This window comes from uncultured Pluralibacter sp. (assembly GCF_913775985.1).
Taxonomy (GTDB): Bacteria; Pseudomonadota; Gammaproteobacteria; order Enterobacterales; family Enterobacteriaceae; genus Pluralibacter.
On the sequence record NZ_CAJYMB010000150.1, the window covers coordinates 88,341 to 101,741 of the forward strand.

13 protein-coding genes and 1 pseudogene are annotated in these 13,401 nt (G+C 62.0%); 12 read left to right on the plus strand and 2 right to left on the minus strand.

Annotated features, from left to right (window positions below; translation table 11 throughout):
• Positions 1-8: 8 nt before the first annotated feature.
• From flgH to QZ766_RS20805, 6 genes are read left to right on the plus strand one after another with little or no spacing between them, the layout of a single operon-like run.
• A complete protein-coding gene (gene flgH, locus QZ766_RS20780; RefSeq protein WP_297206755.1) occupies positions 9-674 on the plus strand; it encodes a flagellar basal body L-ring protein FlgH in 666 nt (221 codons plus the stop codon).
• Positions 674-1,777 carry a flagellar basal body P-ring protein FlgI gene (locus tag QZ766_RS20785; RefSeq protein WP_297206757.1) on the plus strand — a complete coding sequence of 368 codons (1,104 nt, stop codon included), beginning with the start codon at positions 674-676 and terminating at the stop codon, positions 1,775-1,777. The genes flgH and QZ766_RS20785 overlap by 1 nt, the downstream gene beginning before the upstream one ends.
• 3 nt (positions 1,778-1,780) lie before the next feature.
• Entirely contained in the window at positions 1,781-2,200 is a 420-nt protein-coding gene (locus QZ766_RS20790) for a rod-binding protein (protein WP_297206759.1), read from the plus strand.
• Positions 2,187-3,557, plus strand: a complete 1,371-nt coding sequence (gene flgK, locus QZ766_RS20795; protein WP_297206761.1) for a flagellar hook-associated protein FlgK — start codon at positions 2,187-2,189, stop codon at positions 3,555-3,557. The genes QZ766_RS20790 and flgK overlap by 14 nt, the downstream gene beginning before the upstream one ends.
• Positions 3,558-3,578: 21 nt before the next feature.
• Positions 3,579-4,493 carry a flagellar hook-associated protein FlgL gene (gene flgL, locus QZ766_RS20800; protein ID WP_297206763.1) on the plus strand — a complete coding sequence of 305 codons (915 nt, stop codon included), beginning with the start codon at positions 3,579-3,581 and terminating at the stop codon, positions 4,491-4,493.
• A gap of 5 nt (positions 4,494-4,498) precedes the next feature.
• Positions 4,499-5,500, plus strand: coding sequence for a hypothetical protein (locus tag QZ766_RS20805; RefSeq protein WP_297206765.1), 1,002 nt, complete (start codon positions 4,499-4,501; stop codon positions 5,498-5,500).
• Positions 5,501-5,502: 2 nt separating this feature from the next.
• On the opposite strand, the gene QZ766_RS20810 is transcribed toward QZ766_RS20805, so the two are convergent.
• Together QZ766_RS20810 and QZ766_RS20815 are read right to left on the minus strand one after the other, a co-directional pair.
• Positions 5,503-5,973, minus strand: coding sequence for a hypothetical protein (locus QZ766_RS20810; protein ID WP_297206767.1), 471 nt, complete (start codon positions 5,971-5,973; stop codon positions 5,503-5,505).
• Positions 5,945-6,859: a transcriptional regulator gene (locus tag QZ766_RS20815; protein WP_297206769.1), complete on the minus strand. Its 915-nt coding sequence runs from the start codon at positions 6,857-6,859 to the stop codon at positions 5,945-5,947. The genes QZ766_RS20810 and QZ766_RS20815 overlap by 29 nt, the downstream gene beginning before the upstream one ends.
• 649 nt (positions 6,860-7,508) lie before the next feature.
• Between QZ766_RS20815 and QZ766_RS20820 the strand changes: the two genes are divergently transcribed.
• The 6 genes and pseudogenes from QZ766_RS20820 to QZ766_RS20845 all read left to right on the plus strand — a co-directional run bounded on the left by QZ766_RS20820 (position 7,509) and on the right by QZ766_RS20845 (position 13,399).
• Positions 7,509-8,351 (plus strand): flagellin, encoded by an 843-nt coding sequence (locus QZ766_RS20820; protein WP_297206771.1) that lies wholly within the window; start codon positions 7,509-7,511, stop codon positions 8,349-8,351.
• A 204-nt stretch (positions 8,352-8,555) separates the two neighbouring features.
• Positions 8,556-9,881, plus strand: a complete 1,326-nt coding sequence (gene fliD / locus QZ766_RS20825; protein ID WP_297206773.1) for a flagellar filament capping protein FliD — start codon at positions 8,556-8,558, stop codon at positions 9,879-9,881.
• A 13-nt stretch (positions 9,882-9,894) separates the two neighbouring features.
• Positions 9,895-10,287, plus strand: coding sequence for a flagellar export chaperone FliS (fliS, locus tag QZ766_RS20830; RefSeq protein ID WP_297206775.1), 393 nt, complete (start codon positions 9,895-9,897; stop codon positions 10,285-10,287).
• Positions 10,284-10,589: a hypothetical protein gene (locus QZ766_RS20835; protein ID WP_297206777.1), complete on the plus strand. Its 306-nt coding sequence runs from the start codon at positions 10,284-10,286 to the stop codon at positions 10,587-10,589. The genes fliS and QZ766_RS20835 overlap by 4 nt, the downstream gene beginning before the upstream one ends.
• 1,931 nt (positions 10,590-12,520) lie before the next feature.
• Positions 12,521-12,916, plus strand: a pseudogene (locus tag QZ766_RS20840) (flagellar hook-length control protein FliK); the annotation flags it as partial.
• A 12-nt stretch (positions 12,917-12,928) separates the two neighbouring features.
• Positions 12,929-13,399: a flagellar basal body-associated FliL family protein gene (locus QZ766_RS20845; RefSeq protein ID WP_297206779.1), complete on the plus strand. Its 471-nt coding sequence runs from the start codon at positions 12,929-12,931 to the stop codon at positions 13,397-13,399.
• Positions 13,400-13,401 lie beyond the last annotated feature (2 nt).

Below are 13,401 nucleotides of genomic sequence, written 5' to 3' on the forward strand. Positions count from 1 at the left end.
AACGTGAGATGAAAAAGCCTACCGTTATCGGCGCGCTGGCGCTGCTGCTGGCGGGGTGCGAAAGCCCCGCTCTGCTGGTGCAAAAGGACGATGCCGCCTACGCTCCGCCGCAGGAAATCGTCATGCCTCCGGCGCAGGTGCGCGGCGGCGGCGTTTACAACCCGGGCTACAACTGGTCGCTGATGCAGGATCGCCGCGCCTATCGGGTGGGCGATATCCTGACCATCAAACTCGATGAGTCCACCCAGGCCAGCAAGCAGGCCCGCACCAACTTCGGCAAGAAGAACGAGGTGGCGATCGGTATTCCGGAAGCCTTCGGCCACACCCCGGACAAGCTCTCGGCCTCCATTGACGGCAGCCGCAGCTTCAACGGTGACGCCACCTCCCAGCAGCAGAATAGCCTGCGGGGAGCGATCACGGTTGCGGTGTACAAAGTGCTGCCGAACGGCGTGCTGGCCATTCGCGGCGAGAAGTGGCTGACCCTTAACCAGGGCGATGAGTATATGCGGGTCACTGGCCTGGTGCGCGCCGACGATATCGAGCGTGATAACTCGGTTTCCTCCCAGCGGATCGCCAACGCCCGCATCGCCTACGCCGGACGCGGCGCGCTCAGCGACGCCAACGCCGCGGGCTGGCTGACGCGGTTCTTCAACCATCCGCTGTTCCCGATTTAATGGAGATCGTTATGCGTAAAGCGGCACTACTCATTCTGCTGCTGTGGAGCGGCGCCTCGCTGGCCCAGCGCCTCGGCGAAGTGGTGGATATTCAGGGCGTGCGCGGCAACCAGCTGGTGGGCTACAGCCTGGTGGTCGGGCTGGACGGCACCGGCGACCGCAACCAGGTGAAATTCACCAGCCAGTCGGTAACTAATATGCTGCGTCAGTTCGGCGTGCAGCTGCCGGAAAAAATCGATCCGAAAGTGAAAAACGTTGCGGCGGTGGCGATCAGCGCCACGCTGCCGCCGGGCTATGCCCGGGGCCAGGCCATTGACGTTACCGTATCGTCGATGGGCGATGCCAAAAGCCTGCGCGGCGGCACGCTGCTGCTGACCCAGCTGCGCGGCGCCGACGGGGAAATCTACGCCCTGGCGCAGGGCAACGTGGTGGTGGGCGGCATCAAAGCCGAGGGCAACAGCGGCTCCAGCGTCACGGTGAACACGCCCACCGTGGGTCGGGTGCCCAACGGCGGCTCCGTGGAGCGCGAGATTATCAGCGACTTCCAGCAGGAGCCGGTGGTGATGCTTAACCTCAAGCGCCCGAGTTTCAAAACCGCCAATAACGTGGCGCTGGCGCTGAACAATACCTTCGGCAGCGGCACCGCCACCGCCCAGAGCGCCACCAACGTGGCGGTGCGCGCGCCGCTGGGCGCCGGGGATCGGGTCGCCTTTATGTCTGCGCTGGAAGACCTGCAGATCAACGCCGGCAAGCAGCCTGCCCGGGTGGTGTTTAACGCCCGCACCGGCACGGTAGTGATCGGCGACGGCGTGGTGGTGCGCGCCGCCGCGGTGTCCCACGGCAGCCTGACGGTGACGATCCGCGAATCCTACAACGTCAGCCAGCCCGGCGCGTTCAGCGGCGGACGCACGGCGGTCACCCCGGAGAGCGACATTAAGGTTAACCGCGGCGGCGGGCAGATGGTGGCGATCCCCGCCGGCACCAGCCTGCGCAGCATCGTTAACACCATTAACAGCCTGGGTGCGTCGCCGGACGACACCATGGCTATCCTGCAGGCGCTGCACGAAGCGGGCGCGCTGGATGCCGAGCTGGTGGTGATTTAAGCCATGACAGCCATCAATCACCTTCAGGCACGCGGCGCCGTGCTGCCCGGCGATATCACCGGGCAGCTAAAGCCGCAGAATCTGGCCCAGGCGGCGGAGCAGTTCGAAGCGCTCTTCTTGCGATCGATGCTCAAGGAGATGCGCAAGGCCGCCGACGTGCTGGGCAAGGACAATCCCTTTAACAGCAAACAGCAGCTGATGATGCGCGATTTCTACGACGATAAGCTCGCCGCCCAGCTCGCCTCGCAGCAGAGCACCGGCATCGCGCAGATGATTATTCGCCAGCTCACGCCGGCAGGTGGAAATACGCTTAAGGACGGGCGCGACATGGCCGCTTTACAACAGCATCCTCAACCTCTGAATCCCCCCGCGGTGCCGGTGATGTCCCGCGGCCAGGAAGGAGTAAAGCATGAGCATGATTAATATTGCCTGGAGCGGCGTGCAGGCCGCCCAGTACGGCATGAACGTTACGTCGATGAACGTGGCTAACCTGTATACCCCGGGCTACAGCCGCCAGGGCATTATCCAAAGTGCCCTCGGTCCGCTGGGGCAGACCGGCATTACCCCCGGCTCCGGGGTGCAGGTGACCTCGATTCGCCGCATCTCCGATCAGTACCTGGTAAGCCAGGTCTGGCAGACCAATACCAAAGCCAGCTACTTTGCGATGGAGAACCAGTACACCAGCGCGCTGGAGAAGGTGATCGGCACCGACGCCACCAGCATCGGCAGCGGCCTCGATGAATTTGTGGGTGCCCTCAGCGCCCTGACCCAGAAGCCGGACGACCGCGCCCTGCGCCAGCAGCTGCTGAACCAGGCGGGCTCCCTGGCCCAGCGCTTTAACGGTATGAATGACGTGATTAACAGCCAGCGCACCTCGGTGGACAGCCAGCGCGGGGCCATTATCGATCAGCTGAACACCCTCAGCGCCGGGGTCGCCGACTTCAACAAGAAGATAAGCGAAATGGAAGCCTCCGGCGGCAACGCCAGCGTGCTGCGCGACCAGCGCGACGAGCTGGTGAAGCAGATGAGCAGCATGGTGAGCGTCAAGGTCACCGAAGATGGTTCCGGTGGCGTTACCGTGGCGATGAGCAACGGCCAGCCGCTGGTGAGCGGCAAAACTGCCGGCAGCCTCAGCGCCGAACGCGGTGCGGACGGGGAGATGACCCTCACCCTCAAGCTGGCGGGGGGCGCGTTCACCGTTAATCCGTCCACCGGCGGGCAGCTCGGGGCGCTGTACGATTATGAAACCACCACCCTTAAGCAGATGCGCGACAGCGTGCAGGGCATGGCCGAGAAAGTAGCCGAGCTGTTCAACGCGCAGCTGGGTAAAGGCTTTGACCTCAGCGGCAATCCCGGACAGCCGCTGTTTATCTTCGATCCGTCGAACCCGGCGGGAATGCTGCAGGTGGCCGACCTGACGCCGGACCAGCTGGCGCTCTCCGGCGTCGCGGGTGAGGCAGGCAACGGCGATAACCTTAAGGCGCTGATCGAGATCCGCAATCAAAAAACCGACATTCCGGGACTCGGCGCCATGAGCCTCAGCGACGGCGCGGCGTCTATTGTTTCGTCCATCGGTATCGCCAGCCGCAAAAGTAAAACCGAAATGGAGGCGGCCACCGCGGTGTTCGAGCAGGCGCAGCTCCAGCGCGACAACCTCAGCGCCGTCAACCAGGACGAGGAGGCGATCAATTTGCAGATGTACATGAAAGCCTACCAGTCGAATATGAAAGTGATCGCCACCGGCAATCAGATCTTTAACGATCTGTTAAACATGTTCTAAGGGGCGGGGAGAAAATAACCTATGCGAATCAGTAGCCTTTACCATTCCAGTGCCATGATGTCCCAGCTGGCGACCAGCGGAAACCGCCTCAGCAAGCTGATGGAGCAGATGGCGACTCAAAAGCGCATCAACGTGCCCTCCGACGATCCGGTAGCCGCCAGCCGGCTGGTGCAGCTCAACCGCGAGCAGGCGGCAATTGGCCAGTACCAGAGCAATATCTCCAGCCTCAGCGGCTCGCTGGCGATTCAGGAGAGCAGTATTACCGCCCTTAATGACGGGCTGGACGCCCTGAACAGCAAGCTGCTGTCGGCCAACAACAGCACCTGGAGCGCAAAAGATCTCGCCGGCATGGGGGCAGAAATCGGCGCGATGCTCGATTCGCTGGTGGAGATAATGAACACCAAAAACGACGGCGGCAGCTACCTGTTTGCCGGAACGAAAACCGATACCCGTCCGGTCACGCAGGATGGGAGCGGGCAGTACATCTTTAACGGCAACGACAAAACCCGCGAGACGGAAGTGGCCAACGGCGTCAGCATCAGCGAAACCACCCGGGTGGCCGATGCGCTCTCCACCAGCGGCAACGATCTGGCGTTGCTCAACAAGCTCAAGGCCCTGAGCGAAAAGATGCAGGATCCGGCGCAGAGTTTTACCGATTTTAAGCAGGAGATCGGCGACGCTATCGGCCTGACGCAAAAGAGCCACGACGCGGTGGCGGCTATCTATACCGATCTCGGCGGCCGTCAGAACCGGCTGGAGCTTTTGAAAAACGCCCACGCCGAAGTCAGCACCGCCAACGAACAGATGGTGCGCGATCTCTCCTACACCGATATGGCGACCGCCAGTATCAACCTGCAGCTGTATATGAATGCTATGGAAGTGAGTAATAAAACCTACAGCATGGTCAGCCAGCTTAACCTGTTCAGCCTGCTGTAATGACCATGAACGTTGGATTAAATACCTCGCCGGCGTCTACCGCGTCGGCCCTGGCGCGTGGCACACTTGACCCGGCGCAGCCCGCAGCCCGCAGTGCGGCGGTGGCGGCAAGCGAAAGCCGCAGCGCCTTTCCCGAAGCGGCGCTGCTCTCCCGGCGGCCGCTGCGCTATAACGTCCAGCTTAACCAGCAGCTCACCGCGGTGCAGCAGGCCGACGACTATCTGGCGCAGGCGGAAACCCGGCTGCTGCTGCTGCGCCAGGCCGCCAGCCCGGCGGAGAAGTCACGCCAGAGCGGCGGGCTGGCCCAGCATCTTGAGGGGCGCAACCGGCTCTCCGGCGGCAGCGTCGATCGCCACCTGAGCGCTTCCCTCCAGCAGCACAACAGCGTCAGCTTTGCCCTGCCGGGCAGCGAGGCGCTGCTGAACAATCCGGGCGGCGAGACGTTGCTGTTCGCCCTCGGCGGGCGCGAGCGCCAGCTGGCAGCGGTAACGCTGCCGGAAGAGGGGCTGCCGCGCCAGGTGCTGACCCGGCTCAATACCGGGCTGGGGCGGCTCGGCATTCATGCCCGCCAGACGGTGGCCGGCGAGCTGACTTTTAGCGTGGCGGAAGCGGGCTGGGAGCGGGTAAGCCAGCACCTGAGCGTGCGTGGCGAGGGACATAACTATCCGGCAGACGCCTTTACGCTGCTTGCTCCCCGGGCGGAGGAGGCTCAGGCAGATGCCCTGGCGCAGCAGCTGCGGCGCGGCGAAGCGCCGGGAGCGGCAGTGACCCGCGGCATGCTGGAGCATATTACCGCCCAGCGCGGCCAGCTGCGCCAGCAGCAGGGCCGGGTGGCGGCGCGGCTGGAGGATATGGCCACCGCGCTGAGTCCCGCCCGGGCGCGGGAGAGTGCCGCCGCCCTTGGGCAGACCCTGAGCCGCGCCGGCGGGCAGTTTCAGACCCTGGCGACGGCGCTGGGGGCGCAGGCCAATGTGCATCCGGCGACAGTGAAAAACCTGCTGGGATAACCTCAGCGCGGCGGATAGATAATAATCGAACCGGTCTGGCCGACGATCAGCGACTCGGCGCCGGTTTCCAGCGGCATCATCCAGAAGCGGGTATGCATCAGCAGATCCATCAGGCCGTCAATCATCAGCCCCTTCTGCGGCGTGCTGTAATAAATGGGCGACAGGGTGAAGTACAGCTTCCCCTGGCGGGCCAGGTTCTGGGTAAATTTGCCCTTGAACACGAAGCGGTTGTCGTCCGGGCTGGTGATGGTGGAGAACAGCGTGGTATGCGCGATGCGCATCCCGGAGTTGTACAGCTCCTTGCGCTGGGACATCAGATCGTAAAAGCCGAGCTGGAAGCTGCCCTGAAAATGGGAGTTCACTTCCGGCGGCGGCGGGAACGCGGCGCGCCACGCGCAGACGCCGGCGGCGATAACCAGCACTGCCAGCAGGGCAATCAGCGGATTAAGATGTTTTGCAGGTTGCCATTTCATCGAGCTTCCTCCGGGTTTCGCGCACGACAACGTTATTCAGGCGCAGGGCGTCAATGCGCCAGTGGTAGACGGTCATCACCAGCTGCCGGCCGTCGCAGGCGCTGATTAACGAAAAGGTATAATTCAGGGTCTGGTTTTCGCTGAGGTAGTAGACGTTCATCTTCACCGCCTGCGCTTTCAGGCGCTGATTGAGCAGGTAAAAAGAGTCTTTCAGCTTGCTGTACAGGTTGTCCTGCTCCCAGGTGGGATTGCCAACGCTGTCGAGGGCGAACAGGCGGATGTTGCTGTACACCCCGGTCTGGGTTTCCTGCACCCGCAAAACATCCCCCTGCAGGGATTTACTTATTTTTGACGCGACGGTAATGCTCACCAGCGCGGCGAGCAGCAGCAGCAGCGCCATCGCCAGCGCGTACCTGCGGCGGTAATGGCGGATCGGGGCAGGCGCTGGCGCAGCGGCAGCCGGCAGCGGTGCGGCGGCAGCGGTTTCCACTACGGCAGGCTCTGGATCTGATATCGGCTGCGCGGGCGGCTCGCTGCAAACGTCGACATTCTCTTTTTCAATCGTCCGGCAATATTCCGGCTCCAGCAGATAGCCCTTGCGCGGGATGGTCTTGATGATTTTCTGCTGCTTGCCGTCATCTTCCAGCGCCGCGCGCAGGGCGTGTATGGCGTTAGGCAGGCTATTATTGCCGATCACCCGCCGCTCCCACACCATCTGGGTCAGTTCGTCCCGGGTCAGGATCCGTCCCGCCTCCTGCATTAATACGCTCAGCAGTTTTATCTGGTATTCCCCGAGGCGCTTACGCTCGCCGGTGACCAGGTGCAGAATTGAGCCCGAGGGAAGATCAAGCAGCCAGTTATTGACGGCGCCATAGGATGTATTCATTTATCGATCAGTTATTGTCCAGTAAATAGTAAAGGCACGTTGCCGCGATGGGGCGCAGGAGGTGGAAACGCGATAAATATCGTGTCTCATTAAATAAAATAGTATTCCAACAGGATGAGGAAACAGGACACGCTGCGCGACATCATTTTGTATTCGAGCGGGCGCTCGATAATCCTCCATGACCGTACTTTCCGCCGCTCTTTTTACGTCATCGGGTCGTGTGGCGCAAGCCGGGGTCGCGTAAAAGATCGCTTCGATCAAGGAACCGGCAGTTATATATTGAGCTACTCCACGGTCGCAAAAATTAATGCGTTATTATGTTAATTAAATTGCAGTGATTGTGATTGAGTTGTTTTTTAAATTTTTAGTTTTGCTCCCTTTTATTAAAGAAGCATGATGAAAATATTTTTAATTAAAAGTTAAGAAATGCGGTGGACGGGCCGCTTTATACTGCGATTTTTTAAAATTGCAGGCGTGGAAATAATGCTTTTATTTGATGATGTCTCGTAAAAAAAGCGTAAAAAGATGATTTTAAAAAAATGTATCTGGGACATTTAAGTTAACAAACGGGCGTGCCGTTTTACTCCTGTACCTCAATAAGGAATCTGATGAACAGGTTCTCATCCCGGTATTTAAAGGAGATAACACAATGGCACTTTCTATTTTTACCAACGGCTCTTCCATGGCGTCCGTCAATGCGCTGAACAAATCCAACAGCATGCTCTCCACCGCAATGGAGCGTCTGGGTACCGGCAAACGCATCAACTCCGCCGCCGATGACGCCGCGGGCCTGCAGATTGCCTCCCGCCTGCAGGGCCAGAGCAACGGCATGGCCGTTGCCCAGCGCAACATCTCTGACGCTACCGCGCTGCTGCAGACCGCCGAAGGCGCGTTTGATGAAGTGAGCAACATCATGTACCGCATGAAAGACCTGGCAACCCAGGCGGCGAACGACACAAACACTGCTAAAGACCGCACCGCCATCAGCGACGAGCTGACCGAGCTGGGTAAAGAGCTGACCAACATCATGGGCAACACGTCCTACGGCGGCGACAAGCTGTTCGCAGCCGACGGCAAGCTGACCAAAGAGATGAACTTCCAGATTGGCGCCAGCGCCGATGAAGCGATGGCAGTTGATTTGTCCGCAAATCTGACCACGGCCAGCACCGCAATCACAGGGCTGGCGGGTACCGCGGCACTGACGGACGCAGCCAGCGCTAAAGCGCTGATCACCAGCGTTGAGAGCGGTCTGGAAGCGGTTGGCACCATCCGCTCCAGCCTGGGTGCTAACATCAACCGCCTCGGCCACACCTCTGCCAACCTGGCGAACATGAAAGACAACACCGATCTGGCGCTGGGCAACGTTCGCGACGCCGACTTCGCTACCGAAGCGTCTACCATGACCCGCAACCAGATGCTGGCTCAGACCAGCATGTCGATGCTCAAGCAGTCCAACAGCATGTCCGGCATGGTGATGTCCCTGCTGGGCTAATGTCGGCCTCCGGCATTGTGCAGTCACGCTAAACACCGCCGCCCGGCGGTGTTTTTTTATCTGCGGAAAACGTTTCCCCTCTGGCGGAAGCGCGCTTTCCGCAATCAGGCTAACCCACTGTATTTTAATAACTTAAATGTTGGCACGGTAGTTGCTAATAATTACCAAAAGGATTTTTAGCACGCCTGTCAGGAGAAACCGACAATGTCTGACTTTACCAGCATCGACCCTTCAACCTTAGCCACCCAGATGGCGGGCTTTGATATTCAGGCCATGCAGGCGGCGATCAAAAAGCAGTCTTCCAGCCTTACCGCCCAGCGCACGGCGCTGAGCTCCCTGCGCAGCGCGCTCACCACCTTCCGCAGCGCCATCAGCGCCATGAATACCAGCAGCAGCACGGTATTGAAAAACAGCGCCTCGATGAATCAGGAGGGGGTCGCCACCATTACCGCCAGCGCCGCGGCGCGCAAGGGCAACTACAGCCTCAACGTCACCCAGCTCGCCACCGCCCAGCAGACCGGCTACGGCGATCTTACCGACGACAGCATCAAAAACGCCAGCGGCACCCTGAGCATCAGCGTCAACGGCCAGAGCATCGACGTGGAGATGGACGGCCTGAACAGCCTGAAAGACTTTGCGGCGGCGGTGAACAAGGCCGAATTTCCGGACGACGGCAGCGGCGAGCGCGCCGGCGTCACCGCCTCGCTGGTGCGCACCGACGGCAAAGTAATGCTGATGCTCAGCAGTGACCAGACCGGCGAGAAAAACCAGATCGCGCTGGACACCAGCCGCCTGAGTGACCCGGCGCTGTTCGACGGCGGCGAGGAGATTTCTAAGGCGCAGAACGCGAAGTTCACCCTCGGCAGCTCCGCCACGGTGCTGGAGAGCAGCAGCAACACCCTCGACAACCTGGTGGAGGGCGTCAGCATCCAGCTCACCGGCACCACCCAGAAAGACAAACCGCTGGTTATCTCCATCGACACCGACGCCAGCGGCACCCAGGAGCAGGTGCAGGCGTTTGTTGATGCCTATAACACTCTGAAAGACAGTCTGAAAGAGCTGACCGCCAGTGGCAGCGGCGGCAAAACCCGCGGCGCGTTCGCCGGGGATGCGAGCATGTCGTCGCTCACCAGCGAACTCAGCAACATGCTGCGCGGCACCTTCGGCGAGCAGAACATGACTAAGTTCGGCATCACCGCCGACAAAGACGGCAAGCTGAAGCTCGATGCCGAGGTGCTGAAAACCCAGCTGAAAAAAGATCCCCAGGCGATGACCGACTTCTTCAACGGCGACAGCGGACTGCTGAAAACCATGGATAAATCCATGGATAAATACCTCAGCACTACCTCCGGCCTGCTGAAAGGCCGTGAAGAGACTCTCGACCGGGAGCAGAAGGACATCGACACCAAAACGGAGAAGATGCAGAACCGCTACGACTCCTCGTACAACCGCTATCTGAAGCAGTTCACCCAGCTGCAGCAGATTATGGCGCAGATGAATAACACCATGAGCATGTTTGGTCTGGTTTAAGGAGAGCAACACCATGTATGGAAACACCCCTCAGGGCGTGGGCGACTACCAGCAGTCCGACCTCGCGATTCAGGCCGCGGCGGCCAACCCGCACCAGCTGGTACTGATGCTGTTTAACGGCCTGATGGACGAGCTGGTGCGCGCCAAAAGCCACCTCGCCGCGCGCCGCTTCGAGCGCAAGGCTCAGAGCATCAATAAATGCATTGATATTCTCAACGCCCTGACCAGCGCCCTCGACTTTGACAAGGGCGGCGAGCTGGCGGTGAGCCTGGCTAACCTGTACGACTACTGCGTTTACCGCCTCTACGATGCGAGCAACACCCTCTCCACCGAGGCCATTGACGAAGTGGAAGTGATTCTCGGCAATATTCAGCAGGGCTGGGAAAACATGGGGCAGGGAGCATGAGCGAGGCGCGCGCGCTGATGGCGCTGGGCCAGACGCTTGCTCAGGCGGCCCGCGAAGGCGACTGGGCAACAGTGCAGCGAACGGATCTGCAGCTGGCGGACGCTCTGTTCGCCCTGCGCGGACGCGCCCACGGCGCGGAGATGCGCCAGGCGCTGGACGCGGCGCGCCAGCTGCACGCCGACGCGATGCGCCAGTGCGCCGCGCAGCGCGACGCGCTTGCGGAAAAGATGGCCCTCTCCCTGCGCAACCGCGAGGGCGCCGCGGCCTACGCCACCTTTGCTGACGATCGGACGGCGGGATGATGACGCTGCAGAAGCCAGAGGCGCTGGTGCCGCTCCTTGGGCCGGGCGCTGAAATAGCGGCTGTAGCGCCGGGCGTTAACGCTGCACCTCGTGCTGACTCAGCCGGTTTTGACGGGGCGCTGCTGCGCGCCCGCCATTTCGATGGCGGCGCGGCCAATGCGGAGGTGTCCGAGGCTGAACCGGCACTTCTGACGACGGCGCTGGACGCGGATACTTACGCGCCGCAGGACGTGGCCGATAGCGCAGCGTTTCCGCATCCGCAAGCCGAAGAGGGCGAAAGCCAGGCTTCCCGCCAGCGGCTGGAGGAGGCGGTAAACGATCCCCGGCAGCTGCTCGACGCGCTGCTGGCGGCGGCGCAGTCGCCGGTACCCCCGATGCAGATGCTGACATCCGGGGCGCGGACGATCGCGGTGCAGGTGAACGCGGCCCTTCGCGGAATAGGTGCAGGGGCGGCGGAGGCGTTGCCTCAGGCCGCAAACCTACAGCCGCTTCTCGATCGGGTAAATCGCGGACCGAACCCGACTGGCGGAAATAGTGCTGCGGGTTCTGCCCTGCCGCAGGCAGGCGCTGACCCGGTGCCCGGTAACCTGAATACTCCACCGTTTATCGGCCAGACAGCTGCCGTCCCGGGCAGAGCTGGCGCTACAGCCGATTTGGCCCAGGCAGGTGTGGAAGCTTTGCCGCACAGCCTGAGCGCCCGGCCCATGGTCGGGCAGATAGATACCGCGTCGGGCGCGGCGATCGCCAGCACCGCCGCAGTTGATCCCGGCGCGGCAATGTTATCCGCCGCCAGGAATCCGCTGACGCTTAGTCCGTTAAGTGCCGGACTGACTACGGCGGGCGCAGGTACGGCAGCATATTCTGCGCTGGCACAGGCTGGCGCGACGATCTCACCCGAGAGGACAAGTGAGCCAGCGCAGCCCGGCCAGATTACCAGTACACCGCGCGCGGCAGGTGCCAGCGCCGGGGCAGATCTATTACTGAAGCAGGCGGGTGCAGAAGTGTCGTCCCGCCCCACAAACCTTCAGCCGCAGCCCGGCCAGATTGCCAGCGCACCGCGTGCGGCAGGTGCCGGAGAGGATTTATTGCTACAGCGGGCAGGTGCAGAAGTGTCGCGCCTCCCCACAAATCTTCAGCCGCAGCCCGGCCAGACTGCCAGTACACCGCGCGCGGCAGGTGCCAGCGCCGGGGCAGATCTATTACTGAAGCAGGCGGGCGCAGAAGTGTCGCTCCGCCCCGCAAACCTCCAGCCGCAGCCCGGCCAGATTGCCAGCGCACCGGCGGATTTGCTGACGGGGCAGGCAGGCACAGAGGCTTTACTTCGTACAGCGAACGGCGGCCCGGCGGCATCAGTCGCGGTTCTTAACGCGTCGGACAACCGCGTTACTGCTGGTGTCGCCCTGGAGCAGCCGGGTGTGGAACTTGCCGCCCGCACGTCGAACGGCCAGCCGCTGCCTGGCGCAGGGGATAAGGCTGGCGTAAACGCTGCCGCGGGCTCTGCGCCAGCGCCGCAGGGTGCTTTGGTGAATAGCGCGCCGGGTACGGCAGGTGCCGCCGCCGCTGCGGCATTAGTACTCCCGGGGGCGGAACCTCAGTCCCGCACGCCTGACGCACCGCTGACGGCAGCTCACGCGAGCGCTGTGCATCACGGGATGCGTGCAAACGTCGCGCAGCCGCAGCCGGGTGCAGCGCTGCCGACTGTTGTTTCCGCGCCGCGGGCCGCCGTGCAGGCGGCTGCGCTACGGGAGGCGGTACGCGATGAACTACCGGCGCGGATGAGCGCGCTGCTGCCAACCTCCTCCGCGGCGGAGGGCGCAGTCGCGCCGCTGCACGCCGCCCGCCAGGTCGGCACAGCTGCAGTCATGCAGCCGGAAGCGGCGGCTGCGCCGGTAATGACCGCGCGCCCGGCGCCGGACACCTCGCCCTGGGCGCAGCAGCTGAAAAGCGCGCTCGGCGAGCGGCTGCAGATCCAGCTTAAAAATCAGATCCAGCACGCCACTATCCGGCTGGACCCGCCGGAAATGGGCAAGATTGATATTGCGCTGAAGCTTGACGGCGGCCGGATGCAGGTGCACATCAGCGCCGGGCAGGCCGACGTCTATCGGGCGCTGCAGCAGACCAGCGGCGAGCTGCGCCAGATGCTGGTGGGACACCATGTTGACCAGGTGACGGTGCAGGTATCTGCCCAGTCGGGTCAGCAGCAGCAGGGAAGGGGACACGCCGCTGGCGAGCCGCCGCAGACCACGATTGCCGCCGCCGCAGAGATGGCGGACGCAGGCGCGGGCGGGCTTCACCAGCAGGATGATTCTGTATTACTGACCGTTTAACAGGCAGAGGACATGGACGCAAAAACAATTCGATTTGGCATCGCGGTAGCCGCAGGCACCGCCGTTATTACCTGTGCGCTAACGGTAACCGGCATGAACATGCTGCGCGCCGGCGATGAGAAAGCGCCGGGCGCGGGCAGCGGCCTGTTCAGCTCGTCGAAGAGCCCCAGCGTGGAGTTCGTCGAGATCAAAAATATGGTGGTGACCCTGAAGGGCGGCGCCGACGAGGAGCGCTATCTGCTGCTGGAGGTCAACCTGACCACTGCCGATGAAAAGCAGAAGCAGATAGCCGAAGGCCTGACGCCGGCGCTGCGCGGCGCTACCGTCAGCCTGCTGTCGGCAATGGATTACCGCACCGTGCGCGAGATGAGCATCGCCCAGCTGCGCGAAAAGCTGATGGAGGCCTACCGCGCCAAGTTTGACAGCATGAAGATCCAGCAGCCCTTTGAGGACGTGATCATCAGCAAAATCTTGTTCCAGTAGCG